Source organism: Pseudomonas knackmussii B13, from assembly GCF_000689415.1.
GTDB classification, from domain to species: Bacteria; Pseudomonadota; Gammaproteobacteria; order Pseudomonadales; family Pseudomonadaceae; genus Pseudomonas; species Pseudomonas knackmussii.
The window spans coordinates 4,526,523-4,549,947 of record NZ_HG322950.1; the positions used below are offsets into that span (position 1 = coordinate 4,526,523).

The following is a 23,425-nucleotide window of genomic DNA, read 5'->3' on the forward strand; positions in this document are numbered from 1 at the left end:
TGGAAGGTTATTCGCCCTACGCTCGTGCTCTGTCCTTATGCGGGGCTTTGGGCCATTTTGCGTAGGGCATCCTTGGTCACCTTGCCGGCGGCGTTCAGCGGCAGCGCGTCGAGCAGCATGGCCCGACGCGGCGCCTTGTAGTTGGCCATGCGCTCGCGGCACCAGGCGAGGAAGGCGTCGAGGTCGATGCGCTGCCCCGGCGCCGGCAGCAGGAAGGCCATGGCCACCTCGCCCAGGCGCTCGTCGGGGATGCCGATCACCGCCGCCTGGGCCACGCCCGGGTAGCCGAGGATGGCCTGCTCGATCTCCGCCGGGTACACGTTGAAGCCGCCGTTGATGAACATGTCCTTGAGGCGGTCGGTGATGCGCAGGTAGCCGCGCTCGTCGAGTACGCCGACATCCCCGGTGTGCAGCCAGCCCTCGGCGTCGATGGCCTCGGCAGTCGCCTCGGGGTTGTTGAAGTAGCCGCGCATCAGGTTGTAGCCGCGCACCTGCACTTCGCCCGGTTGCCCGGCCGGCACGGCCCTCCCCTGCTCGTCCGCGCAACGCACCTCGATGCCGGGGAAGGCGCGGCCGCTGGTGGTGGCGACGGTTTCCGCGTCGTCGCCGGGACGGCAGATGGTGACGAAGCCGCAGGTCTCGGTGAGGCCGTAGGCGGTGACTATGGTCTGGAAGCCCAGCTCGCTGCGCATCCGCCGGACCATCTCCACCGGCACCGCGGCGGCGCCCGTGACGGCCACGCGCAGCGAGCTCAGGTCATGGGCGTCGCGCTGCGGATGGGCGAGCAGCGATTGGTAGAGCGTGGGCGGACCGGGCAGCACGGTCACCCGCTCGCGGGCGATGCGTTCGAGCAGCACCGGCACGTCGAACACCTGCTGCGGCAGGATGCAGCAGCCGCGCATCAGCGCCGCCAGCCAGCCGGCCTTGTAGCCGAAGCTGTGGAAGAACGGGTTGACGATCAGGTAGCGGTCGCCCTCGCGCAGGCCGACCATTTCGCTCCAGTCGCGCACCAGGCGCAGGTTCTGCCCGTGGGCGGTCATCACGCCCTTGGGCTTGCCGGTGGTGCCGGAGGTGAACAGCAGGTCGCAGAGGTCGTCTTCGCTCAGCGCCGACTCGCGCTCGGCCAGCTCCGACTCGGGCACGCCCTCGGCCAGGGTCAGGAAGGTTTCCCAGCCCAGGCAGCCGTCGCGCTCGCCGCGCAGGATGATGCGCTGGCGCAGGTCCGGCAGGTCCTCGTGGTCGAGCAGCGCCGGGTAATCGGTGCCGAGGAATTCACCGATCACGAACAGCAGGCTGGCGCCGCTCTCGCGCAGCACCAGGCCCGCCTCGGCGCCCTTCATGCGGGTGTTCAGCGGCACCAGCACGGCGCCCACGCTCTGCAGCGCGGTGGCCGCGACTATCCACTCCCAGGCATTCGGCGCCCAGAGCGCGACCCGCTCGCCCTGCTCCAGGCCCAGCGCCAGCAGGGCGCGCGCGGCCTGGCGGCGTGCGGCGTCGAGCTGGCGATAGCTCAGGCGCTGGGCGCCTTCCTCGATGGCCGGCAGGTCGGCGAAGCTCGCCGCCGCGGCGGCCAGCAGGTGAGGGATGGTCGGGGCGGAAAGCGGGCAGGTCATGGCAGGAAGACTCGCGAACGGGAACGACAGGGCCGGCGCGGCGCCGGCCCGGGTGCGGCGGACTCAGGTCGGCGGGGCGAAGCGGCGGCCGGCGGAGAACCCGCCATCCACGGCGATCATCTGCCCGCTGACGAAGGAGGCATCGTCCGAGGCGAGGAAGAGCGCGACCTTGGCGACCTCCTCCGGCTGCCCGGCGCGGCACAGCATGTGCTGCGCGACGAAGAAGGCATGGAACTCCTCGTTGTCGCGGACCATCTGCGACATGGGCGTCTCGATCAGCCCCGGGCAGAGCCCGTTGACCCGCACGTTGGCGTGGCCGTAGTCGATGGCCATGGAGCGGGTCAGCTGGTTGATGGCGCCCTTGGCGACGTTGTAGGCGACGTTGCCGTAGCACCCTTCCAGGCCGAAGATCGAGCCGAAGTTGATGATCGCGCCGCCGCGCTGGGCGACCATCTGCGGCACGGCATGCTTGCTGGTGAGCATGCTGCCGGTGAGGTTGATGTCCAGCACGCGCTGCCACTCGCCGGTCGAGGTCTCGGTGACGCTGCCGTAACTGGCGACCCCCGCGGCGTTGACCAGCACGTCGAGCCGGCCATGGCGCGAGACCACCTCGCCCATCACCTGCTGCACGTTGTTCTCGTCGCGCACATCCAGCGTCATGAACAGGCCGGGGAACTCCGCCGGCGCGGCGCCGACATCCATCCCCACCACCTCGGCACCTTCGGCCGCGAACAAGCGGGCGCAGGCCAGCCCGATACCCGATGCCGCGCCCGTGATCGCCGCGACCTTGCCCTGCAGTCGATTCATTCGCCCACCTCTGTTTGTTGTTGTCGGTTTGCCCTGCGCCGGAGTCTAGCGAGGGCCTGGCGGGGGGAGATCGTCCGTTGGGACTAGCTGAAGAGCAGGCAGTCCGCGGAAAGGTCCCACAGAACGATGCAATTATTCCTGCACTATAAATCTACTAATGCTGTAATAATTACATTACGACTTACCTTGCAAACCCAGTGAATGAAATTATTCTTTCCTCATCAGGTCGTTAAGAACGGAATACTTGCATCATGGCTAGAAAGACCGCGCCCCTGCTCCCCGCCACGAGCCAGTTGCTGGAGCGCCTGGGCGAACGCCTGCGCCTGGCGCGCCTGCGCCGCAAGCTGCAGGCCAAGCAGGTGGCCGAACGCGCCGGCATGTCACAGATGACCCTGCGCGCCCTGGAACGCGGCAGCTCCGGTGTGACCATCGGCGCTTACCTGGCGGTGATGCAGGTACTCGGCCTGGAGCGCGACCTGGAGCTGCTGGCCCAGCAGGACGAAGTCGGGCGCCAACTGCAGGATGCTGCGCTGGGTACGCCCGCCGTCCGACAGACAAGGGCGCGCTATGCAGTCGCGACGCCGGCCGCGAAAAAAGCCCGCGCTCCGGCCCCGCCCACTGCGCCGACCGCCCCAGCCGAGGCTGAAGCGCCCCGGACCATCAGCGCCAGCGAGCTCTCGGCCCTGCTGCGCAAACCCGCGAAGCCCTCCCGATGAACGCGCCTATTGCTGTCTATGCCGATTGGCAGGGCCTGGGCGCGCCCAGGCGCCTGGGTCATCTCCACGCCCGCCGCAGCGCCGGCGGTGAACTGCTGGCCTTCGAATACGACGGCGAGGCACTGCTCGACCCGCAGCTCGGCGCCCTGTCGTTGGACCCGCGCCTGGGACTCTTCGCGGGCCCGCAGTATCCGCTCGCCGGCCAGGGTTTCGGCGTGTTCGCCGACGCCAGCCCCGACCGCTGGGGCCGCATGCTCATGCAACGCCGTCTCGAACGGGACAAGCGGGCCGGCAAGGTGCCGGCCAACACCCGCCTGTATGAATCGGATTACCTGCTCGGCGTACACGACCAGTACCGCGTCGGCGCGCTGCGGTTTCGGGCAGGCGACCGCGGTCCGTTCCTCGACGACCGACACGACCGGGCCGCGCCGCCCATGGTGCGCCTGCGCGAACTGGAAGCGGCCAGCCTGGCCCTGGAGCGCGACGTCGAGAACGACGCCCCGGACGCGGATGCCTGGCTGCGCCTGCTCATCGCCCCCGGCGGCTCGCTGGGCGGTGCGCGGCCCAAGGCGAGCGTCGTGGATGCCGAAGGCCACCTGTGGATCGCCAAGTTCCCCAGCCTGTACGACGACTTCGACGTCGGTGCCTGGGAGCTGCTGGTGAACACCCTGGCGCTCAATTGCGACCTGCGCGTGGCCGAGGGGCGTGCCGCTCGCTATGCCAGCCCGCGCCACTGCTTCATGGTCAAGCGCTTCGACCGCACAGCGGGCGGAGGGCGATTGCATTTCGCCTCGGCCATGACACTGACCGGGCACATCGACGGCGACGACGCGCAAAGCGGTGCCAGCTACCTGGAGTTGGCGCGGGTACTGATCGAACAGGGTGCCGAGCCCAATGCCGACCTGCGCGAGCTGTGGTCACGCATCCTGTTCAACATGCTCGTGAGCAACTGCGACGATCACCTGCGCAATCACGGTTTCCTGTTGCAGCCGGGCCGTGGCTGGCGTCTGTCGCCGGCCTACGACATGAACCCCGTGCCATTCGCCCAGGGCCTCAAACTGAACGTCAGCGAAGCCGACAACCAACTCGACCTCGACCTCGCACGCTCGGTGGCCGGCTACTTCCGCGTGTCGCTCGCGGAAGCGGACGAACGCATCGACGCCTTCCGCCAGGTAGTCGGCCAGTGGCGCATCCTGGCCGATCACCTGGGCGTGTCGACGCGCGAACAGCAAGCCATGGCACCGGCCTTCCGCCTGGCCGGGCGCTGAGACAAAAAAACCCGGCCGAAGCCGGGTACCAAAAGGGGGCGGCACAAGCCCCACACTCGAGAGCAACTCTTTCAATCCGTCTCTTCAGTCGGGGAAACGCACCCGCACCTCGCGGCTGCCGGGGCGGCCCTGGCAGGCCAGGGTCCAGCCTTCGGCCAGTTCGGCGGGGCTGAGCACGTCGTTGCGTGGCAACAGCACTTCACCCTGCTCCACCTTGCACATGCAGGCGCCGCAGAAGCCTTCCTCGCAGGAGGCCGGCGCAGCCAGCCCCGCCTTGCGGAAGCTTTCCAGCAACGTGTCTCCGGCGCTGCAGGGCACTTCGTGCTCGGCGCCGTCCAGGTGGACCCGCAGGCTTTCCACCGTGACTTCCGCAGCCGCACTGCGCGCCTGTTCGTCGGCGGCCGCGAGTTCGTCCGGGTCGGCCGGCGAGACGAAGCGTTCGACGTGGATGCGCGCGGGTTCGACGCCGACGTCCAGCAGCGTGTTCTCCACCGTGTCCATGAACGGACCCGGACCGCAGATGAAGCATTCGGCCTCTTCCCAGCCACGCAGCAGGTGGCGCACTTCGGCGGCGCTGAGGAAGCCCTGCAGGCTGTCCAGCACGTGGATCACCTGCAGGCGCTGGCCGTGTTCGCGCACCAGCTCGCGCAGGGCTTCGCGGAAGATCACCGAGTCGGCGTCGCGGTTGGCGTACACCAGGCGGATGTGGCAATCGCCATCGGCCAGCGCCGCGCGGAGGATGGAGAACACCGGGGTGATCCCCGATCCGCCGCCGAACAGCAGCAGGTCGCGCTTGGCATCACCGAGGTGGAAGTGCCCCGCCGGTGGCAGGACCTCCAGTTCGTCGCCGGGACGCACCCGGTCATTCATCCAGTTCGACACCCGCCCGCCGGCCACCCGCTTGATGGTGACCCGTGGGCGCGCGTCGAGGCCGGGGGTGCTGGACATCGAGTAGCAGCGCGTCAGGCGCTTGCCATCGACCGTCACGCGGAAGCCGAGGAACTGGCCGGCGCGGTACTGGAAGCGCCCGGCGAGTTCCGCCGGGACCTCCAGCACCAGCGAGCGGGCGTCGGCGGTTTCCTCGATCACCTCGGCGACCCGCAGGCGGAAGGCGCCGCCCGCCTCGACCGGCGGCATCGGGATCAGGGTCTGCGCACTGCCCATGTCCATTCCTCGCTCAGACGCCGCCGATCAGCTGCGCGTTGTCCACGCGGATCTCGGCGCCGTTGATGAAGCGCGACTCGTCCGAGGCCAGGAACAGCACCACGTTGGCGATATCGCGCGGGGCGCACATGCGGTTCTTCGGATCGGCATCGAGCACGTCCTGGGGAATCGCCTGGCCGCCGGCCAGGGCCTGGGTCATGGGGGTGTTCACGCCGTCCGGGTGCACGCTGTTGCAGCGGATGCGATAGCCGTGGTTCTTGCAGTGGATGGCGATGGAGCGGGTCAGCGCGGCCACCGCGCCCTTGGACGCCGAGTAGGCGCAGAACTCCGCCATGCCGCCGAGCGCGGCCACCGAGGACATGTTGACGATGGAGCCGCCGCCGCTGTCCTTCATCGCCGCGATGGCGTGCTTGCAGCCGAGGAAGTAGCCGTCGCCGTTGATGGTCTGCACCTTGCGCCACAGCTCCAGGCTGGTGTCCTCGATGTTGGCCATGGCCAGGATGGCGGCGTTGTTGACCAGCACGTCGAGGCGGCCGAAACGCTCCAGGGTGAGCTTGATCACCTGCTTCCAGTCGTCTTCGCTGGCGATGTCGTGGCGGATGAACAGGGCGTTGTCGCCGATTTCCGCTGCGGCGGCGCGTCCGGCCTCTTCGTTGAGGTCGGTGAGCACCACGCGGGCGCCCTCGGCGGCCAGCAGTTTGGCGTCCTCGCGGCCGATGCCGCTGGCGGCGCCGGTGACGATACAGACCTTGCCTTGCATACGGTTCATGCTTGTTTTCCTTCAGGCGGTTTCGGGAGTGGCGGCATGAGCCTGCGTCGCCACATGGGCGGCGGCGCGGCGGCCGGAATACACGCAGTCGGCGATCGACAGACCGGATACGTAGAGGTTGGAAGCGACGCCCACGGCGTTGCGTCCGGCGCTGTACAGCCCCGGTATCGGCTCACCGGAGTCGTCCAGCACGCGGCCGCTGCGCTCGCACACGCGCAGGCCGCCGAGGGTGATCGCCGGGCACGGATAGAGCTGGCTGTCCACCGACAGGTCGAGGGCGTACCAGGGGCCATCGTCGAGGTCGGCGAGCATCGCAGGCGACTTGCCGAAGGCGTCGGTGTGCTCGCCGCGCGCCGCCCGGCTGTATTCCTCCAGGGTGCGGCGCAGGTTGCCGGCGGGGACGCCGATGGCCTCGGCAAGGGCTTCCACGCTGTCGCCGCGGCGGCGGTTGAACAGCAGGTTGAGCAGCACCGGCAGGCGCTGGAACGACCACACCTTGCCCGGCCCGACCTGGCGCAGCGACTCGCGCAACAGGGTGCGGTCGAGGATCAGGATGGCGCGGCCGCCGTTCTCCTCGACCATCGCGTGGCCGAGCTTGGCGCCGTACACCTCTTCGTTGCAGTAGCGCTCGCCGGCGGCGTTGACGACGACCCCGCGGGCCCAGGCCAGCGGCGGGTTGATGAAGCGCCAGGCGCTGACCTTGTCCATGCGCGCCGGCACCGCGCCGACGCCGGCGCCCAGGCGGATGCCGCTGCCATCGCAGCCCGGCGTGCCCAGCGGCAGCGCCGGCAGGTAGCGCGGCGCGTGCTCGCCGAGCATCTCGCGGTTGAAGACGAAGCCGCCGGCGCTGAGCAGCACGCCCTTGCGAGCGCGCAGCAGCAGCGGCCGCGCATGCTCCTCTTCGATGCGCCGCAGGTTCGCGCTCATGCGCTCGGCCAGCGGCGGTGCATAGGGATGGATGGCCGTGGCCCAGCGTGCCAGGCGTGCGTGTCGGCGCGCGGCAGCGCTGCCCGGTGGCAGGCGCCAGGCTTCGACGCCGACCACGGCGCCTTCGCTGTCGAGCACCAGGCGGCGGACCTCGCACTGGCTGTAGAGCAGCACGCCCTTGGCTTTTGCGCTGCTGCGCAACGCGGCGAAAAGCGCGGCGCCGGACATGCCGCGCCCCTTGGTGCGATGCCCGCGCGGCGCCGGCTTGGCCAGGCTGGCGTAGGCCGGCACCGACTCGTTGCCGGAGTAGTACAGGTAGTAGCGGTCGCTGGGGTAGGAGGTCTTGTGCGGCGGCACGCTGGCTTCGAAGCGCGCGCCCTGGCGTTCCAGCCAGGCCAGCTGCTCGACGCTGCGCAGGCAGAAATCGCGCAGGGTCTCGGGCTTCACCGCGTCGCCGACCTCTTCGCGCAGATAGGTGAACATCGTCTCCGGGTCGTCGGCATAGCCGGCCTGCGCCTGGTAGGGCGTGCCGCCGCCGGCATAGACCACGCCGCCGCTGCGCGCCGTGGCGCCGCCGCCGGCGAAGCGGTCCAGGGCCACGACTGCCAGCCCGCGCTCGCGCGCCTCGAGGGCGGCGCAGGCGCCGGCGCCGCCGAAGCCGACCACCAGCAGGTCGGTCTCGGCATCCCAGTTCGGTGTTTCCCCGACGCCCAGGCGCAGAGGCTGCAGCGGTTGCGTGGCGGCCATGGCGTCAGCCCGCCGCCGCCATGCTCGGCGCCTGGGCGGCGACGGCGGTGGTGTAGGTGCCGTTCACGTAGATCAGCGGCGTGATGCTCGGGGTATGGCGGATCTCGCGGATGCGCCCGATGAAGATGGTGTGGGTGCCGTAGGCGAAGCGGCCGTCCTGCTCGCAGATCAGGCTGGCCTGGGCATCGCCCAGGTAGGGCACGCCGCCTTCGGCGGTGCGCCAGTCGCCGCTGGCGAAGCGGCCCTCGCCTTTCACCGGGCCGCTGCACAGGTGCGACAGGTGCTCCTGCTCCTGGCCGAGGATGTTCACGCAGAAGTCGGCGCCGGCCTCCAGCACGCGGTGCAGGGAGGCGGTCTTGTTCACGCAGATCAGCAGCGACGGCGGCTCGGTGGACAGCGAATCGACCGCGGTGGCGGACATGGCGAAGCGTTCCTTGCCGTCGCTGGTGGTGATGATGGTCACCGACTTGGCCAGCCGGCGCATGGCCTGGAGCATGTCGGCTTTCAGATTGTCTTGGCTCATCGCACGGGACCTCGCTGGGGTTCGTTGTTGTGCGATGGATTCTCTGGCGGGCCCGCCTGCGCAACATCGTCCGAGGGGACTAGTCGGCCCGGCGTCCGCGGCGCGCGGGGATATGGTCCGTTTGAAGGATGCCGCCCCGTGCCGGCATTGCTCCAATGCCTCGCGAAGGGACCGACACGGCCCCGAGCGCAGCCCTGCGGGGCTATCACAGGAGAACAACAAGATGCTCGACCAAGACCTGATCCGTCAGCGCCTGCGCCAGCGCGCCCGCGAACTGGTGCCGGTGCTGCGCGAACGCGCCGCCGAGGCTGCGCGCGCGGGCCGGCTGCCGGAAGAGACCATTCGCGATTTCCACGACGCCGGCTTCTTCCGCATCCTCCAGCCGGCGCGCTGGGAAGGCTACGAACTGGAGCCCAAGGACTTCTTCGAGGTGCAGATGACCCTCGCCGAAGGCTGCATGTCCTCGGCCTGGGTGCTCGGCGTCGTAGCCATCCACAACTGGCAGCTGGCGCTGTTCGACGACCGCGCCGCGCAGGACGTCTGGGGCAAGGACTCCAGCGTGCTGATCTCCTCTTCCTATATGCCGGTGGGCAAGGTCACCCGCGTCGAGGGCGGCTTCCGCCTGTCCGGGCGCTGGGGCTTCTCCAGCGGCAGCAAGCACTGCGAGTGGGCCTTCCTCGGCGCCATGGTGCCGCCGAGCGAGCCGGGCGGCGCGCCGGACTACCGGACCTTCCTGGTGCCGCGCAGCGACTACCAGATCCTCGACAACTGGAACGTGATGGGCCTGGAAGCCACCGGCTCCCACGATGTGCTGGTGGAAGACGCCTTCGTCCCCGAGTACCGCACCCACCGCTCCATCGACGGCTTCATGCAGAACAGCCCGGGCAACGCGGTGAACACCGCCCCGCTGTTCCGCCTGCCGTTCGGGCAGATCTTCGTCCGCGCGGTGTCGTCCTCGGCCATTGGCGCGCTGCAGGGCGCCGTCGATGCATTCATCGAGCACAACCGCGCCCGCGTCGGCGTCAACGACGGCCGCAAGATGGGCCAGGACCCGGGTGCCCAGCAGGCGCTGGCCGACGCGATGCTCTGCGTCGACGAATGCCGCACGCTGCTGCTGCGCAACTTCGAGCTGATGGTGCAGCGCGCCCGCGACGAGCAACCGCTGAGCATCCCCGAGCGGGTGAAGATGCGTTACGACTCGGCGGTGGTCGGCGACAAGTGCGCCCGCGCCATTGGCGCGCTGATGTTCAACAGCGGCGCCTCGACCATCTTCCGCGAGCACCCGATCAACCGCGCCTTCCGCGATATCCACACCGGCCGCGCGCACGTCGCCAACAGCCCGGCGAAATACGCCTGGAACCTGGGTGGCGTGAGCATGGGGATGGACTCGACCGACTTCTTCCTCTGACGAATCACCCGGATTCGTAGGATGGGTTGAGCGGAGCGAACCCCATGCTGCATGAAGCCCCCGCGCGGAGGTCGACGCCCACCGCATGGGGTTCGCAGGCTCCCCCCATCCTACGGCTCTCCGATTTCCCCCGGCGTTTCGGCGTAGTCCGTTCGGTCGATTCCGCGACGCCGGCGAACACGGAACATGGCCCACGAGGCAGAGCCCGTCGGCCCGCCATACCTGACAAGGGATGAACCCCATGAAATTCTCTCTGATCTATGAAGCGCAGACGCTGGACAGCAGCCGCGAAGGCGACCGCCGCGTCTTCGACGAAACCGTCGAACAGGCCGTGCTGGCCGACAAGCTGGGCTTCGACACCTTCTGGTGCGTCGAGCACACCGCGCTGACCAACTACTCGCACATGTCCGCCCCGGAGACCATGCTGGCCTTCGTCGCCGGCAAGACCGAGCGCATCGGCATCGGCCACGGCGTGGTCTGCCTGCCGCCGGCGATGAACCACCCGGTGAAGGTTGCCGAGCGCATCGCCACCCTCGACCTGCTGTCCAAGGGCCGCGTGCACTTCGGCGTCGGCAAGGGCGGCACCCAGCAGGAAGCCGGCACCTTCGGCTACGACCTGGCGACCCTGCAGCCGCAGATCGACGAAGCCATGTACCTGATCCCGAAGATGTTCGTGCAGGACGAGATCGAGCATAACGGCGACTTCGTGAAGATCCCCAAGCGGCCGATCCATCCCAAGCCCTACCAGGACCCGCACCCGCCGATGTACCTGGCCTGCACCAACACCGAATCGCTGAAGAACGCCGGCGGCCGCGGCATGGGTGCGCTGGTGCTGGGCTTCGGCGGCCCGGAAGAGATCGCCAAGAAGGTCGCCGTGTACCACGAGGCCTGGGACAACCGCGACGAGAGCAAGCAGGTCGGTTTCCGCCCCAACCGCCACATCGCCGCGCTGTGCCCGGCCATCGTCCTCGATGACAACGAGCAGGCCCGCGCCATCGGCATCCGCGGCCAGCGCTACTTCATGGAATCCCTGGCCTACTGGTACGCCGGCGGCGAGCGCCCGGACCCGGCCAAGTGGCAGGACGACACCTTCGTCGACGGCAACGGCCAGGCGGTGATCCGCTCGCGCTTCGCCTCCGAGGAAGTCACCGTGGACTTCTCCGACCCGACCATGGCGATGATGAACCCCAACCACGCCTACGGCACCGTGAACGACTGCATCGGCTACGTGCAGCGCCTGATCGACGCCGGCGCCGACGAGATCCTGTTCATCTGCCAGATGGGCACGGTTCCGCAGTGGGCGCAGCTGGAAACGCTGAAGAACATCGGCGAGAAGGTCATTCCGTACTTCCGCAACAAGCAGAAGGCCTGAGCCGGCGTCCCGACCCGCTCGTGACGGGTCGGGCAAGGCTTCCACGGGGCGGCGCCGGTTTCGGGCCGCCCCTTTTGCGCTGGACCTCAGCGCATGGCGGCGATGAACCCACGGAACTCCTGTTCCGAGAAGCCGCGCAGGGTTTGCGTGCGGATGTTGCCGAGCGATGCCACCTTGAGCAGCAGCGCGGTGCCCACGTCCTCCGCGCCTTCCACGATCAGCACCATGTCGTAGCTGCCCGTCGTCCAATAGGCGGCCTTGACCGAGATGCCCAGCTGCTCGGCCATTGCCTTGAAGGCGACGAAGCGGTCGGGTGAGTCCTTGACGTTGCGGATGCCCTGGTCGGTGAAGCTCACCAGGGAAATGAAGGTAGCCATGATTCAGCTCCTGTCGTATCGAGAGGCGACGGTCGATGGGGCGGAAGCCACTGCACCGGAAGAAGACCGCCGCCCTTCCCGACATGCATGCGCGCGGCGCCCCGAAACACCGCGAGCCGCGTCGACCATCACGAATCCGACGACCTCCTCAGAACAGGCTTAGCAGCCCCCGCAAGCCCTGCACGACCGCTGATCCGCTGCCGCCCCGGCAGCCCGCCAACGCGCACCTATACTTCACGCCCACGCAGCCCCTTTCCAATGGCCCGGCGACCCGGGCGCCCCCTGGCAACCTCACGGAGAACAGATATGTCCCTGCGAATTGGCGATGAAGCACCCGACTTCACCGTAGACAGCACCGAAGGCCCCCTGCACTTCCACGAATGGATCGGCGACAGCTGGGCGATCCTGTTCTCCCACCCGAAGGACTTCACCCCGGTGTGCACCACCGAGCTGGGCTACGTGGCCCGCCTGAAACCGGAATTCGACAAGCGCAACACCAAGGTGGTGGGCCTGAGCGTGGACCCGGTCAGCGACCACAACAAATGGGTCGGCGACATCGCCGAGACCCAGGGCCACGCGGTGAACTTCCCGCTGATCGGTGACGAGAACCTGGTGGTGGCCAAGCTCTACGACATGATCCACCCCAACGCCAGCAGCGGCCCGCGCACGGCGGTGGACAACGCGACCGTGCGCTCGGTGTTCCTGATCGGCCCGGACAAGAAGATCAAGGCCACGCTGACCTACCCGATGAGCGCCGGGCGCAACTTCGACGAGATCCTGCGCCTGCTCGACGCCATCCAGCTCAACGCCAAGCACACGGTGGCAACGCCGGTGAACTGGAAGCCGGGCGACGACGTGATCATCCCCACCTCGGTGTCCAACGAAGACGCGCAGAAGAAGTACCCGCAGGGCTTCAAGACCCTCAAGCCGTACCTGCGCGTAGTCGCCCAGCCCAAGTGACGCCCCGCCCTTCCTCCCCGCGCGGGGAGGAAGGCGCCCCCGCTCCCGGCTAGTCCACACAGACGATGGCACCCGCCGGCGCCCCCTGCATGGTTGCACCTCTTCACCCAAACGGGTCATGCCGAGAACGAGGAGCTTTGCCATGCAGAAGGTCATTTATCTACTTTGGCGCGACAACCGCAGCAGCGCCGAGGACTTCTTCCACCGGTTGCGCACGGAGCTGGCTGCGCAACTGAACCCGCTCGGCGCGCAGCAACTGCAGCTAAACCTCGCCGACGCCGCCGTGGCGCCGGCAGCCGGCCTGCGCCAGGAGAACAACCGGCCGCTGCCCGACGCCACCCTGTCGTTCTGGCTGCACAGCGCCAACCGCCTGTTCCGCCAGGCCATCGACGAGGCCGTGGCCGCGTTCTGCGCACGCATGGCTGCGTACCTGGTCTGCGAATCGGTGCCGATCCCCAACACGCGCTTCCCCGCGCGGGCCGGCGAACGCACCCACGGCTTCTCGCAGATGGCCTTCCTCACCCGCCCGCCGCGCCTGACCCACGAGGCCTGGCTGGATGTCTGGCAGAACCACCACACCCGCGTGGCCATCGATACCCAGGACAACTTCCTCTACGTGCAGAACCTCGTGGTGCAGGTCCTCACCCACGGCGCCGCGCCGCTCTCGGCGATCGTCGAGGAGTGCTTCCCGCCCGCCGCCATGAGCGATCCACAAGCGTTCTTCGACGCTCCGGGCGACGAGGCGAAGTTCCAGCGCAACCTGGCCGAGATGATGGACAGCTGCCGGCGCTTCATCGACTTCGACCGCATCGACGTGCTGCCCACCAGCCAGTACCCCCTGTGATCCGCCCCCCGGAGGAAGCACGAGCATGAACAGACTTGCAGGCAAGACCGCCCTGGTCACCGGCGGCGGCCAGGGCGTCGGCCAGGGCATCGCCTACGCCCTCGCCGCCGAAGGCGCCCGCGTGGCCGTCGCCGGCCGCACCCTGGAATCCCTGGAACACACCTGCGCCGAGATCCGCCGGCGCGGCGGCGAGGCGCAGGCGGTGGGCTGCGACGTGACCCGCCCAGAGCACATAGAGCGTTGCGTCGCCCAGGTGCTGGAAGGCTTCGGCGGCCTCGACATCCTGGTCAACAACGCTCACATCGTCCCGCTCGGGCGCCTGCTCGAGGTCAGCGAAGACGCCTTCCAGCAAGGCTGGGACTCCGGACCGCTGGCGACCCTGCGGCTGATGCGCGCCTGCCACCCGCACCTCAAGGGGGGCGGCGTGGTGGTGAACCTGGCGTCCTCCACAGCGGTGCGCTGGGATGCCTCGGGCTACGGCGCCTACGCGGCGACCAAGGAGGCGATCCGCTCGCTCAGCCGCGCCGCCGCCTGCGAATGGGGGCCCGACGGCATCCGCGTCAACGTCATCGCGCCCCATGCCCTCTCCCCTGGCCTGGCCGGCTGGATGCAGGCCAACCCGGAGGAAGCGCGGGCCTTCGTCCAGGGAATTCCGCTACGCCGCGTCGGCGACTGCGAAAACGACATCGGCCGCGCCGTGGCCTGGCTGGCCAGCGACGAGGCCGGCTACCTGACCGGCGCCACCCTGCCCCTGGACGGCGGCCAGGCCTATTGGGGCTGATGCGAAAAAACGCAGGAGCGAGCTTGCTCGCGAACAGCCCCGCGCTCCGGTCTCCTCCCTCGTCTTCCCCGCGAACGCGGGACAGCGCTTGCGCTGAACGCGCTTTAGCGCGGCCCGAAGGGCGAGCGGAGCGAGTCATCCAGAAACGTCTTGTGTGGCGTAGCGCGCCGCTTCGGCGTGTTCGGATGTTTCTTGTTTCGCCCCCTCGGGCGACCCACTTTGGCAAACGGTGGGACGCCACCCCGGCCCAAAGTAGGCAAAGGTCTTGCCCCGACATACGGGTCCGGCGGAGCCGGACTTCCCTCGCACATCCCCACGCACCCGGAGGCCCGCCCCGACAGTACGTCCCTGTACTGATCGGGGCTTTTGCGACATCCATGTCGCGCAACCTCCTCTGCGTGGGCTTAGCTCGGCCTCCTGTAAGGGGCGGCTCGGTGTGCGCGGATATTTCTCTGGAAATCCCAAGAGCAGGAACGAAGCGCGCTTGCGCATTGGTAGGGCGAATAACCCCGAAGGGGTTATCCGCCGATTTCGTGCCAGGCGGTGGCACATAACCTCGAACGGTTGGCTGGGTCCCCGCGTTCGCGGGGAAGACGGGACGGTGTAGCAGCGGATTCATCCGCGAAGAGCCCCACGCCGATCCCCCCCCCCCGCAGGGCGTATAACCGTTCGCGGTTATGCGCCACCGCCCAGGCTCAAACCACCCGCGCCGGATGCTGCACCCGCGGCGCGCCCAGTTGCTCGCGCCAGGACGGCGGCTGGCGGCCGCCGGCTTCCTGGATGCCGTAGCGCAGCGCCAGCTCCGCGCTGACCAGGGTCTGCCCGGAGAGCTTCGGCAGCTCCGGGTCCTCCAGCAGCGCCTTGAGGATGCGGCCGTTGAATTGCGGGGTCTCGGCCATGGCCAGGAAAGCCTCGTACTGCTCGGCGCGGGCCTGGCCGGCGATGGCCGTGCGTTCGGTCAGTTGCGGGCCTAGCCACAGCGAGACCGCCGCCACCGCGGTGTCCTCGAAGTCGATCGCCATGTCCGCCGCGAACTTGTCCACGCCGGCCTTCTGCGCGCCATAGGCCGGGCCGTGCATGTAGCAGCCGGCGCCGAACGAGGACACGAACGCCACCAGCGCATTCGGCGCGCGCAGCAGCAATGGCGCGGCGTAGTAGCTGGCGACGTAGGCCGAGCGCAGGCCGACGTCGAGGATGTTCACCAGGTCCAGCGGCTTCTCCCAGAAGGGACCGGGATCGATCAGCTGGTCATGGATGAAGGTGACGTTGTTCACCAGCAGGTCGAGGCGCCCCTGCTCGGCCTCGATGCGTGCGAACAGCGCGCGCACCTGGGCGTCGTCGGAATGGTCGCACTGCACCGAGATGCCCTTGCCGCCGGCGGCGTCTATCGCCGCGGCGGTTTCATGGATGCTGCCGTGCATGACCTGGCCACGCAGCTGCGCGCCACCGGATTGCAGCGAGCGGCCACTGACGTAGACGGTCATGCCGGCCGCGCCGAGGGCCTCGGCGATACCCTTGCCGACGCCACGGCTGGCGCCGGGGACCAGGGCGATACGGGGAGCGTGTTCAGGCATTCTGGGTAACCTCGTGCGGGGCGGGTGCGACGCCAGCGTGTTGCTGGAGATGTTCGGCGGCGAGGAAGCCGAAGGTCATTGCCGGGCCGATGGTGGCACCGGCGCCCGGGTAGGTGGTGCCCATCACTGACGACGAGCTGTTGCCAATGGCGTAGAGCCCGGCGATGGCACTGCCGTCCTCGCGCAGCACCTGGGCGTGCGGGTTGGTGAGCAGGCCGCCCTTGGTGCCGATGTCGCCGGCATCGATGCGCACCGCGTAGAAGGGTGCCTTGAGCAGCGGCGCCAGGCACGGGTTGGGCTGCACGGTAGGGTCGCCGTAGTAGCGGTCGAACAGCGACTCGCCCTTGTGGAAGTCCGGGTCCTGGCCCAGCGCGGCATAGCGGTTGAAGCGCTCCAGCGTGCGAGCCAGGCCGGCGCCGTCGACGCCGATGGTCGCTGCCAGTTCCTGGATGCTGTCGGCTTTCTGGAAATAGTTGCGCAGGTTCTTCGGCAGGCGACTGTCGGGTTGCGCGTAGCCGGGCAGCAGCGCGCCGCAGGGGTATTTGCGACGGAACTCGGCGTCGAAGATCATCCAGCAGGGCACGCTGCGCGCGGTTTCGCTGTCATGGCCGTACATGGCGTAGACGATGTCGGTGTAGGGCGCGGCTTCGTTGACGAAGCGCTGCCCGGCGGAGTCCACCAGGACGCACCCCGGCAGGGTGCGCTCGACGAAGAGCGCGCGCGCCTTTTCCTCGCCCTCCACGTGGGTGGTCGGCGCCCACCAGCTGTGATCCATCAGCGCGGTGGCCGCGCCCAGCGCCTGGCCGGCGCGAATGCCGTCGCCGCTGTTGTAGGGTGGCGTCGCGCTCCACTTCGCCTGCGACGGCTGCCGATGGTACTGGCTGCGCATCTCCTGGTTGCGTTCGAAGCCGCCGGCGGCCAATACCACGCCGCGCCGTGCGCGAACGCGCAGGGCGCGGCCCTTGTGGATCAGCTCGGCGCCGACGACCCGGCCGTTCTCCTCGACCAGCGTCTGCAAGGGTGCCTCCAGCCACAGCGGCACGTTGCGGTCGAGCAGCGACAGGCGCAGCGCGCCGACCAGGGCGTTGCCCAGGGTCAGGAAGCGGTCGCGCGGCGAGCGCAGGCGGCCGCCCAGGTCGCGCCAGTAGCGCCAGAGGATGCGCATCGTTAGGCCGACCCAACCGGGACCACGGCAGAGCAGCACGCGGGCTTCCTTCATGGTCATGCCGATGCGGCCCATCATCAGGGTGCCCGGCGAAGGCGCGCGCATCCGGGCGAACTCTTCGCCCAGCAGGCGGGCATCGAACGGCATCGGGTCCATGGAGCGATAGCCCGGCTTGCCGCCGGGCGTCTCTGGGTAGTAGTCGGCGTATTCGGGCTGCGCCTCGAAGCGCACCCGGCTGTTGCGCTCGAGGTATTCGACCATGCGTCGGCCGTTCTCGACGTAGGCCTCGATGCGGCTGTCGTCCACCACGCCCTGGGTCACGGTGCGGATGTAGCGGATCGCCTCCTGGGGCGAGTCGCTGCCGCCGAGCGCGGCGATGCGATGGTTGCAGGGAATCCATATGCCGCCGCCGGACACCGCCGAGGTGCCGCCGTAACGGTCGCTCTTCTCCACCACCAATACGTCCAGGCCGAGGTCGCGGGCACGCAGCGCGGCGGTCATGCCGCCGGCCCCGCTGCCCACCACCAGGACGTCGCACTCGTGGTCCCACTCGCGGCTCTGCGGGCCGCTCACCCTTGTGTTCATGTGCGCATCTCCAGCACCCGGCGCAGGCCACGCCCACGCATCCGAACCGATTGTTCGCGGCGTGCGGAGCGGCCGGCATCGTCCGAAGGGACTAGCGCGCAAGCCCCGTGGGCCGCCGGTTTGCGCGTAGTCCCTTTGGACGATGTTGGCGCTTGCCCGCGACCACATAGTCAGGCCGCCACACCCCCCGCCAACAAAGATTCCGGGGCGGGCGCGACCTGCCGCCCCGCGCAGAGGATGAGATGACAAGAACAAAAACCCCCGTTCCGAGGATCACCCTCGCCTTGCCGCTGTCCGCCTTGGGCCTGCTCTTCGCTGGCCAGTCCCAGGCGTTGTCGTTCCAGCCGAGCGACGATCTCAAGATCAACTGGGACACCACCCTCACCTACGGCCTGGCCTGGCGCACCGAGAAGCGCGACCACGCGCTGTCCAACGGCGGTAGCAACCCGGCGATCGCCAACGGCGACGACGGCGACAACGCCTTCGACCGCGGCAGCCTGATCAACAACCGCGCCAGTTTCCTCACCGAGGCCGACTTCAAGTTCCGCGACGACTACGGCCTGTTCGTCCGCGCCACCGGCTTCTACGACGACGTCTACCACCGCAGCAACGACAACGACACCGGCACCTCCAACTGCTTCGTCGGTGGCCGCTGCTCCGAGCCCGACCATTTCTCCGACGAAACCAAGGACCAGCTCGGCGACGACCTGCGCCTGCTCGACACCTACGTCTACGGCACCTGGCAGTTGAACGGCAAGCCGCTCAACGCGCGGGTTGGCAACCAGGTGGTGGCCTGGGGCGAGAGCCTGTTCAACGGCTTCGGCATTTCCGGCGCGATGAGCCCGGTGGACGCCACCAAGGCCAACACCCCCGGTATCGAGGTGAAGGAACTGTTCCTGCCGGTCGGCCAGGTCTTCACCCAGTACAGCCTCACCGATGCCCTGGGCATCCAGCTGTACTACCAGTACCAGTGGAAGCGCACCGAGCTGTCGCCGGTGGGCAGCTACTTCTCCACCACCGACTTCATCGACAAGGGCGGCTTCAACGACTCCACCGGCCTGCAGCACCGCGAGGGCGACGACACCCCCGGCAACAGCGGCCAGTACGGCGTGGCGCTGACCTACAGCGTCGAGCAGCTGAACAACACCGAGTTCGGCCTGTACTACCTGCGTTTCAACGAACACAACCCGCAGATCGACTTCCTCACCGACTGGAACCGGGGCGGCTACCGCGCACGCTACTTCGACGACATCCACCTGTACGGCGCCAGCTTCTCGAGCATGATCGGCGACACCAACGTCAGCGGCGAACTGAGCTACCGCGACGGCCAGCCGGTGCTGGTCGATACCGGCCTGACCCCGCAGCCGGTGCGCGCCAAGACCGCCCAGGCGCTGGTGTCCTTCATCCACTCCTTCGGCAACCTGCCGATCGCCGACAACACCACCCTGACCGGCGAGGTCGGCTACAACCGCGTGATGGACAACGACAAGGCGCCGAGCTTCGACGTCTTCGTGCCCACCGGCGCCGGCGGCTTCGCGCAGATCCAGACGGCGAACACCGACAAGCTCTACTTCGACCGTTCCGCCTGGGGTTACACCCTCATGACCACGCTGGACTACAACAACGTGTTCAACGGCTGGGACCTGTCGGTTCCGCTGATCTACAGCCAGGCGGTCAACGGCAGCTCGTCCATGCCCGGCAGCTTCGGCCTGGGCGAAGGCGACGACCGCTTCGCCGTCGGCACCACCTGGCGCTACCTGAACAACTTCACCATCGAAGCCCGCTACAACGTGTTCCTCGGCTCCCCGAGCGAAACCGCGCTGGCGGACCGCGACAACGTTTCGCTCAGCGCGAAATACAGCTTCTGACCCCGCCCGAAGGAGCCCGCACATGAACCGCAAACCCTATCTGTTTCCCCTGTTACTGAGCGCCGGGCTGGCCTGCCTGGCCGGCGCAGCCCAGGCCAAGGTCAGCCCGGAAGAAGCCGCGCGCCTTGGACAGGAGCTCACCCCCATGGGCGCCGAAAAGGCCGGCAACGCCGACGGCAGCATCCCTGCCTGGAGCGGCAAGTGGCGCGGCGCGCCGCCGCAGGTGAAGTACGCCGGTCCAGGCAACGCCTATCCCGACCCCTACGCCGACGAGAAGCCGCTGTTCGTCATCACCGCGCAGAACATGGGTCAGTACGACTCGTTCCTGACCGACGGCGAACGCGCCCTGCTCAAGCGCTACCCGACCACCTTCCGCATGCCGATCTACCCCTCGCACCGCGACTTTCGCATGAGCGAGAAGGCCGAGGCCAACATCAAGGCCAACGCGCTCAACGCCGAACTGGTGGAAGGCGGCAACGCCGTGCGCAACGCATTCGGCGCCTCGCCCTTCCCGATCCCGAAGAACGGCTACGAGCTGATGTGGAACCATGCCCTGCAGGCCCGCCCCAACAGCGAGGAAGCGATCTACGACCAGGCCGTGATCTACTCCAACGGCAACCAGGCGCTGCAGACCGTGCACTACCAGATCCTCGCGCCCTGGTGCGACCCGAAGGGTTCGCTGCAGAGCTACGACGGCGGGGTCATGAGCCACTTCATGATCACCACCCTGAAGCCCGTGCGCGCCAAGGGCGAGATCATCGGCGGCAACGAGTTCTTCGACCCGGTGGCCAGCCCGCGGCAGAGCTGGCAGTACCTGCCCGGCACGCGCCGGGTGCGTCGCGCGCCTACCGTCGGCTATGACACCCCGATCGGCGCCGGCGGCTTCCGCACCATCGACGAGGACCGCCTGTTCAACGGCGCCCCCGACCGCTACGACTGGAAGCTGATCGGCAAGCGCGAGGTCTTCATCCCGTACAACAACTACAAGCTGGACGATCCCAGCCTGAAGTACGCACAGATCCTCACGCCGAACCACGTCAACCCCGACTACATGCGCTACGAGAAACACCGCGTCTGGATCGTCGAGGCGACCCTCAAGCCGGGGGCTCGACACATCTATGGCAAGCGCACCCTGTACATCGACGAAGACAGCTGGTCCGCCGCCCTCGCCGACAACTACGACAACCGTGGCCAACTCTGGCGCACCAACATGCAGACCTCGCTGTACGCCTACGACATCCAGCTCAACCAGGCGCGCATCGCGCTCTTCCATGACCTCATCGCCGGCTCCTACCTGGCCGACCGCATGAGCAACGAGGAGAAGCCGGCGCAGTTGAACACCGCCCAGTACGACGCCGACTACTTCAGCGCCGCCAACATGCGCAAGCTCGGCCAGTAAGGCCCTACCGAAGCCCGCCGCGGGAACACCGCGCGGGCTTTTTCATTTGCCAAAGGAATTTCCCCATGCAAGCACTGCTGCGCGCCGGCATCGTTTTCGCCGGCCTGGGCCTGGCGAGCCAGGCCAGCGCCCTGAACATCCTCCTGACCAACGACGACGGCTGCCGCGCGCCCGGCATCGCCGCCGTCTACCAGGCGCTCACGGCCGCGGGCCACCAGGTCACCCTCATCGCTCCGGACACCGACAACAGCGGCATAGGCGCGGCCAGCGTGGTCGCCCCCGGCCAGGCCCTGGCCGTCACCCGCCTGGCCGACCGCCAGTACTGCGTCGGCGCGCCCGCCGGCTACAAGCTCGCTGCAGGAAAGAACATGGCGATCGGCACGCCGGTGGACGCAGTGAACGTCGGCCTCGACCTGCTGCTCAAGGACAACCCGCCGGACCTGGTGGTCTCCGGCAGCAACTTCGGCGACAACACCGGCCCGCTGATCCAGCTGTCCGGCACGCTCAACGCCGCGCTCTGGGCGATGCGCCGGGGCGTGCCGGCGCTGGCCGTGTCCACCGCCATCGACCTGCCGCTGATGCAGCGCGATCAGAAGGCCGCCATCCAGCTCACCCTCGCCGCACAGGCCGACAGCGCGAAACTAGCGGTGCGCGTTCTGGACCGCGCCCTGATTGCCGGCAAGCAGGCCCATGAGCGCTGCGCCAAAGGCAAGGACAAATCCGCCTGCGAACTCAACCTGCTCGGCCTGCCGGCAGGCCAGGGCCTGAACCTCAACTACCCGGCCCGCAAGCCCGCCGAAGTACGCGGCCTGGTCTACGCGCCGGTGGGCGACTGGTCGCCCATCGTCTTCGCCGTGCGTGGCGAGCAGGAAGGCTCGGCAAGGGTCGAGCTGGCCCAGCCGGCAACACCGGACGAGCGCCAGCGCCACGGCGACGCCTATCTACTGAGCCAGGGCTACGCGGTGCTGAGCGTGGTGGGGACGGATCTGAATGGCGCAGGCGCCGGAGAGCAACGGGCGAAAGCGTTGGTGGAGGGCGTGAAGCCGTAACGCCGCGTAAAATCCCCGCGCCAATTCTCCGGTAGGGCGCATAACCGCGTTCGCGGTTATGCGCCGCCACCCGGCACAAAAACGGCGGATAACCCCTTCGGGGTTATTCGCCCTACAGGTCCGGCATTCGTGCCGTGCGGTTCGCGAGCAAGAACTAGGCGTTCCCCTCGCTCCTACGCAGTCCCGTCTTCCCCGCGAACGCGGGACGCACCTTCATCGCGAACAGCGCTTGCGCTGTCCCGAAGGGGAATAGCCCAAAAAACAGGGGCTCCTACCGCCGCGCCAACCACCGGCAGTCACGCCCCCGCGATATTCAACGCACAGCGAATACCGCCCGGCCGGGCGATGCTGGCAACGCACTGGTTGCAATGGGTGCAGCCGTTCTCGTAGTGCTCGCCCTGCGCCTGAAGGTTGCGCACCAGGTCCGGATCGCGCAAAAGCGCACGCCCCATCGCCACGAAATCAAAGCCTTCCTGCAGGGCCTGCGCCAGGCTGTCGCGGCTGCTCACGCCACCGAGGTACACCAGCGGCATGTCGGTGGCCTGGCGCATGCGCCGGGCCTGCTCGAGGAAGTACAGCTCCTCGTACGGCATGCTGGCGAACATGCTGCCGCCGAACCACTTCATGGCGGTGCGCTGCAGCGGGTTGCGCTCCAGCGGAATCATCTGCGCCAGCGGGCTTTCGCCACGGAACAGGTACATGGGCGCGCGGCTGGTGAAGCCGCCGCTCATCACCAGCGCGTTCAGGCCGCCGGCCGCCAGCAGTTGCGCGGCACGGCAGGATTCTTCGATCTCCAGGCCGCCCTTGAAGCCGTCGCTGAGATTGAGCTTGGCGAGGATCGGGAAGTCGTCACCCACCGCCTCGCGCACCGCCGCGAGCACTTCCAGGGGCAGGCGCATGCGCTTCTCCAGCAAGCCACCATAGGCATCGCTGCGCCTATTGGTGGCCGGCGAGATGAACTGGCTGAGCAGGTAGCCATGGCCCATGTGGATCTCGATGGCGTCGAAGCCCGCGCGTTTCACGAAGGCAGCGGCGGCACGGTATTCGTCGAGGGTCTTGCGGATATCGGCGGCGCCCATGGCGCCGGAGAACGGCACTCCGGAGAACAGCCCGTACTGGTTGATGCAGGCGCTTGGCCCACGCGGACGCGGGATATTCAGCGGCTTGGTGCGGCTGAAGAAACCGCAATGCGCGAGCTGCGCCGACACCGCGCCACCCTCCCGATGCACCGCCGCGGTCAGGTGGCGCAACTGGGCGAAGACGCCCTCGTGCATCCACATCTGGTCGGCGAAGGTCAGGCCGTCCGGCGACACCCCGCAATAGGCCACGGTGGTCAGGCCGACGCCGCCGCGCGCCATGCGCGCGTGGTGCTCGGCCAGGTCGGCGCCGGGCATGCCGCCGGGGCACATGCCCTCGAAGGTGGCGGTCTTGATCACCCGGTTGCGCAGTTGCAGTCCGGCCAGGCGGGCGGGGCCGAAGACCTTGTCCAGGGCAGCACTCGGGGTCATC

20 protein-coding genes are annotated in these 23,425 nt (G+C 68.4%); 10 read left to right on the forward strand and 10 right to left on the reverse strand.

The window, feature by feature from the left end; all coding sequences use genetic code 11:
• Positions 1–35: 35 nt before the first annotated feature.
• Complete coding sequence (locus tag PKB_RS21260; RefSeq protein ID WP_043254274.1) at positions 36–1,613, reverse strand: FadD3 family acyl-CoA ligase; 1,578 nt, start codon at positions 1,611–1,613, stop codon at positions 36–38.
• A gap of 63 nt (positions 1,614–1,676) precedes the next feature.
• Positions 1,677–2,420 (reverse strand): SDR family NAD(P)-dependent oxidoreductase, encoded by a 744-nt coding sequence (locus PKB_RS21265; protein WP_043254277.1) that lies wholly within the window; start codon positions 2,418–2,420, stop codon positions 1,677–1,679.
• A gap of 251 nt (positions 2,421–2,671) precedes the next feature.
• On the opposite strand from PKB_RS21265, the gene PKB_RS21270 reads away from it, so the two are divergent.
• Positions 2,672–3,136: a helix-turn-helix domain-containing protein gene (locus tag PKB_RS21270; RefSeq protein ID WP_043254279.1), complete on the forward strand. Its 465-nt coding sequence runs from the start codon at positions 2,672–2,674 to the stop codon at positions 3,134–3,136.
• Positions 3,133–4,404 (forward strand): type II toxin-antitoxin system HipA family toxin, encoded by a 1,272-nt coding sequence (locus PKB_RS21275; RefSeq protein WP_043254281.1) that lies wholly within the window; start codon positions 3,133–3,135, stop codon positions 4,402–4,404. Before PKB_RS21270 ends, PKB_RS21275 begins: the two co-directional genes overlap by 4 nt.
• A gap of 84 nt (positions 4,405–4,488) precedes the next feature.
• Here PKB_RS21275 and PKB_RS21280 read toward each other — a convergent pair whose 3' ends face one another.
• Genes PKB_RS21280 through PKB_RS21295 form a run of 4 tightly spaced genes read right to left on the reverse strand, consistent with a single transcriptional unit; the run spans position 4,489 to position 8,534 of the window.
• Entirely contained in the window at positions 4,489–5,568 is a 1,080-nt protein-coding gene (locus PKB_RS21280) for a ferredoxin--NADP reductase (protein WP_052355350.1), read from the reverse strand.
• A gap of 13 nt (positions 5,569–5,581) precedes the next feature.
• A complete protein-coding gene (locus PKB_RS21285; RefSeq protein ID WP_043254283.1) occupies positions 5,582–6,337 on the reverse strand; it encodes a glucose 1-dehydrogenase in 756 nt (251 codons plus the stop codon).
• Between the two features lie 12 nt (positions 6,338–6,349).
• Positions 6,350–8,011: an FAD-binding protein gene (locus tag PKB_RS21290; RefSeq protein WP_043254285.1), complete on the reverse strand. Its 1,662-nt coding sequence runs from the start codon at positions 8,009–8,011 to the stop codon at positions 6,350–6,352.
• Positions 8,012–8,015: 4 nt separating this feature from the next.
• On the reverse strand, positions 8,016–8,534 hold the full coding sequence (locus tag PKB_RS21295) for a flavin reductase family protein (protein ID WP_043254288.1): 519 nt from the start codon (positions 8,532–8,534) through the stop codon (positions 8,016–8,018).
• Between the two features lie 223 nt (positions 8,535–8,757).
• On the opposite strand from PKB_RS21295, the gene PKB_RS21300 reads away from it, so the two are divergent.
• Together PKB_RS21300 and PKB_RS21305 are read left to right on the forward strand one after the other, a co-directional pair.
• On the forward strand, positions 8,758–9,942 hold the full coding sequence (locus PKB_RS21300; protein ID WP_043254290.1) for an acyl-CoA dehydrogenase family protein: 1,185 nt from the start codon (positions 8,758–8,760) through the stop codon (positions 9,940–9,942).
• Between the two features lie 241 nt (positions 9,943–10,183).
• Positions 10,184–11,314 carry an LLM class flavin-dependent oxidoreductase gene (locus PKB_RS21305; protein ID WP_043254292.1) on the forward strand — a complete coding sequence of 377 codons (1,131 nt, stop codon included), beginning with the start codon at positions 10,184–10,186 and terminating at the stop codon, positions 11,312–11,314.
• Positions 11,315–11,400: 86 nt separating this feature from the next.
• Here the strand turns inward: PKB_RS21305 and PKB_RS21310 are convergent, their stop codons facing one another.
• Positions 11,401–11,691, reverse strand: coding sequence for a GYD domain-containing protein (locus PKB_RS21310; RefSeq protein ID WP_043254294.1), 291 nt, complete (start codon positions 11,689–11,691; stop codon positions 11,401–11,403).
• A gap of 306 nt (positions 11,692–11,997) precedes the next feature.
• Between PKB_RS21310 and PKB_RS21315 the strand changes: the two genes are divergently transcribed.
• The 3 genes from PKB_RS21315 to PKB_RS21325 all read left to right on the forward strand — a co-directional run bounded on the left by PKB_RS21315 (position 11,998) and on the right by PKB_RS21325 (position 14,276).
• Positions 11,998–12,651: a peroxiredoxin gene (locus PKB_RS21315; RefSeq protein ID WP_043254296.1), complete on the forward strand. Its 654-nt coding sequence runs from the start codon at positions 11,998–12,000 to the stop codon at positions 12,649–12,651.
• Positions 12,652–12,793: 142 nt separating this feature from the next.
• On the forward strand, positions 12,794–13,495 hold the full coding sequence (locus PKB_RS21320; protein WP_043254299.1) for an EthD domain-containing protein: 702 nt from the start codon (positions 12,794–12,796) through the stop codon (positions 13,493–13,495).
• A 25-nt stretch (positions 13,496–13,520) separates the two neighbouring features.
• Complete coding sequence (locus tag PKB_RS21325) at positions 13,521–14,276, forward strand: SDR family NAD(P)-dependent oxidoreductase (RefSeq protein WP_043254301.1); 756 nt, start codon at positions 13,521–13,523, stop codon at positions 14,274–14,276.
• Between the two features lie 695 nt (positions 14,277–14,971).
• Here PKB_RS21325 and PKB_RS21330 read toward each other — a convergent pair.
• Together PKB_RS21330 and PKB_RS21335 are read right to left on the reverse strand one after the other, a co-directional pair.
• Complete coding sequence (locus PKB_RS21330) at positions 14,972–15,850, reverse strand: SDR family NAD(P)-dependent oxidoreductase (protein ID WP_043254302.1); 879 nt, start codon at positions 15,848–15,850, stop codon at positions 14,972–14,974.
• Positions 15,843–17,600, reverse strand: a complete 1,758-nt coding sequence (locus PKB_RS21335) for an FAD-dependent oxidoreductase (RefSeq protein ID WP_084166683.1) — start codon at positions 17,598–17,600, stop codon at positions 15,843–15,845. Before PKB_RS21335 ends, PKB_RS21330 begins: the two co-directional genes overlap by 8 nt.
• A 242-nt stretch (positions 17,601–17,842) precedes the next feature.
• Between PKB_RS21335 and PKB_RS21340 the strand changes: the two genes are divergently transcribed.
• The 3 genes from PKB_RS21340 (at position 17,843) to surE (ending at position 21,916) form a co-directional block, all read left to right on the forward strand.
• Entirely contained in the window at positions 17,843–19,468 is a 1,626-nt protein-coding gene (locus PKB_RS21340) for a DUF1302 domain-containing protein (RefSeq protein ID WP_043254304.1), read from the forward strand.
• A gap of 22 nt (positions 19,469–19,490) precedes the next feature.
• Entirely contained in the window at positions 19,491–20,867 is a 1,377-nt protein-coding gene (locus tag PKB_RS21345; RefSeq protein ID WP_043254306.1) for a DUF1329 domain-containing protein, read from the forward strand.
• 65 nt (positions 20,868–20,932) lie between these two features.
• Complete coding sequence (gene surE / locus PKB_RS21350; RefSeq protein WP_043254308.1) at positions 20,933–21,916, forward strand: 5'/3'-nucleotidase SurE; 984 nt, start codon at positions 20,933–20,935, stop codon at positions 21,914–21,916.
• Between the two features lie 296 nt (positions 21,917–22,212).
• Here the strand turns inward: surE and PKB_RS21355 are convergent, their stop codons facing one another.
• The gene (locus tag PKB_RS21355) at positions 22,213–23,424 is read right to left on the reverse strand and encodes an NADH:flavin oxidoreductase (protein WP_043254309.1); all 1,212 of its coding nucleotides are present in this window, start codon (positions 23,422–23,424) and stop codon (positions 22,213–22,215) included.
• Position 23,425 lies beyond the last annotated feature (1 nt).

Excerpts from the sequence above, each read along its gene's own strand:
- PKB_RS21310 (WP_043254294.1), bottom strand. The coding sequence starts at position 11,691 with ATGGCTACCTTCATTTCCCTGGTGAGCTTCACCGACCAGGGCATCCGC.
- PKB_RS21315 (WP_043254296.1), top strand. The coding sequence starts at position 11,998 with ATGTCCCTGCGAATTGGCGATGAAGCACCCGACTTCACCGTAGACAGC.
- PKB_RS21320 (WP_043254299.1), top strand. The coding sequence starts at position 12,794 with ATGCAGAAGGTCATTTATCTACTTTGGCGCGACAACCGCAGCAGCGCC.
- PKB_RS21325 (WP_043254301.1), top strand. The coding sequence starts at position 13,521 with ATGAACAGACTTGCAGGCAAGACCGCCCTGGTCACCGGCGGCGGCCAG.
- PKB_RS21355 (WP_043254309.1), bottom strand. The coding sequence starts at position 23,424 with ATGACCCCGAGTGCTGCCCTGGACAAGGTCTTCGGCCCCGCCCGCCTG.
- PKB_RS21270 (WP_043254279.1), top strand. The coding sequence starts at position 2,672 with ATGGCTAGAAAGACCGCGCCCCTGCTCCCCGCCACGAGCCAGTTGCTG.
- PKB_RS21300 (WP_043254290.1), top strand. The coding sequence starts at position 8,758 with ATGCTCGACCAAGACCTGATCCGTCAGCGCCTGCGCCAGCGCGCCCGC.
- surE (WP_043254308.1), top strand. The coding sequence starts at position 20,933 with ATGCAAGCACTGCTGCGCGCCGGCATCGTTTTCGCCGGCCTGGGCCTG.
- PKB_RS21305 (WP_043254292.1), top strand. The coding sequence starts at position 10,184 with ATGAAATTCTCTCTGATCTATGAAGCGCAGACGCTGGACAGCAGCCGC.
- PKB_RS21265 (WP_043254277.1), bottom strand. The coding sequence starts at position 2,420 with ATGAATCGACTGCAGGGCAAGGTCGCGGCGATCACGGGCGCGGCATCG.
- PKB_RS21260 (WP_043254274.1), bottom strand. The coding sequence starts at position 1,613 with ATGACCTGCCCGCTTTCCGCCCCGACCATCCCTCACCTGCTGGCCGCC.
- PKB_RS21275 (WP_043254281.1), top strand. The coding sequence starts at position 3,133 with ATGAACGCGCCTATTGCTGTCTATGCCGATTGGCAGGGCCTGGGCGCG.
- PKB_RS21280 (WP_052355350.1), bottom strand. The coding sequence starts at position 5,568 with ATGGGCAGTGCGCAGACCCTGATCCCGATGCCGCCGGTCGAGGCGGGC.
- PKB_RS21345 (WP_043254306.1), top strand. The coding sequence starts at position 19,491 with ATGAACCGCAAACCCTATCTGTTTCCCCTGTTACTGAGCGCCGGGCTG.
- PKB_RS21330 (WP_043254302.1), bottom strand. The coding sequence starts at position 15,850 with ATGCCTGAACACGCTCCCCGTATCGCCCTGGTCCCCGGCGCCAGCCGT.
- PKB_RS21335 (WP_084166683.1), bottom strand. The coding sequence starts at position 17,600 with ATGAACACAAGGGTGAGCGGCCCGCAGAGCCGCGAGTGGGACCACGAG.
- PKB_RS21285 (WP_043254283.1), bottom strand. The coding sequence starts at position 6,337 with ATGAACCGTATGCAAGGCAAGGTCTGTATCGTCACCGGCGCCGCCAGC.
- PKB_RS21295 (WP_043254288.1), bottom strand. The coding sequence starts at position 8,534 with ATGAGCCAAGACAATCTGAAAGCCGACATGCTCCAGGCCATGCGCCGG.
- PKB_RS21340 (WP_043254304.1), top strand. The coding sequence starts at position 17,843 with ATGACAAGAACAAAAACCCCCGTTCCGAGGATCACCCTCGCCTTGCCG.
- PKB_RS21290 (WP_043254285.1), bottom strand. The coding sequence starts at position 8,011 with ATGGCCGCCACGCAACCGCTGCAGCCTCTGCGCCTGGGCGTCGGGGAA.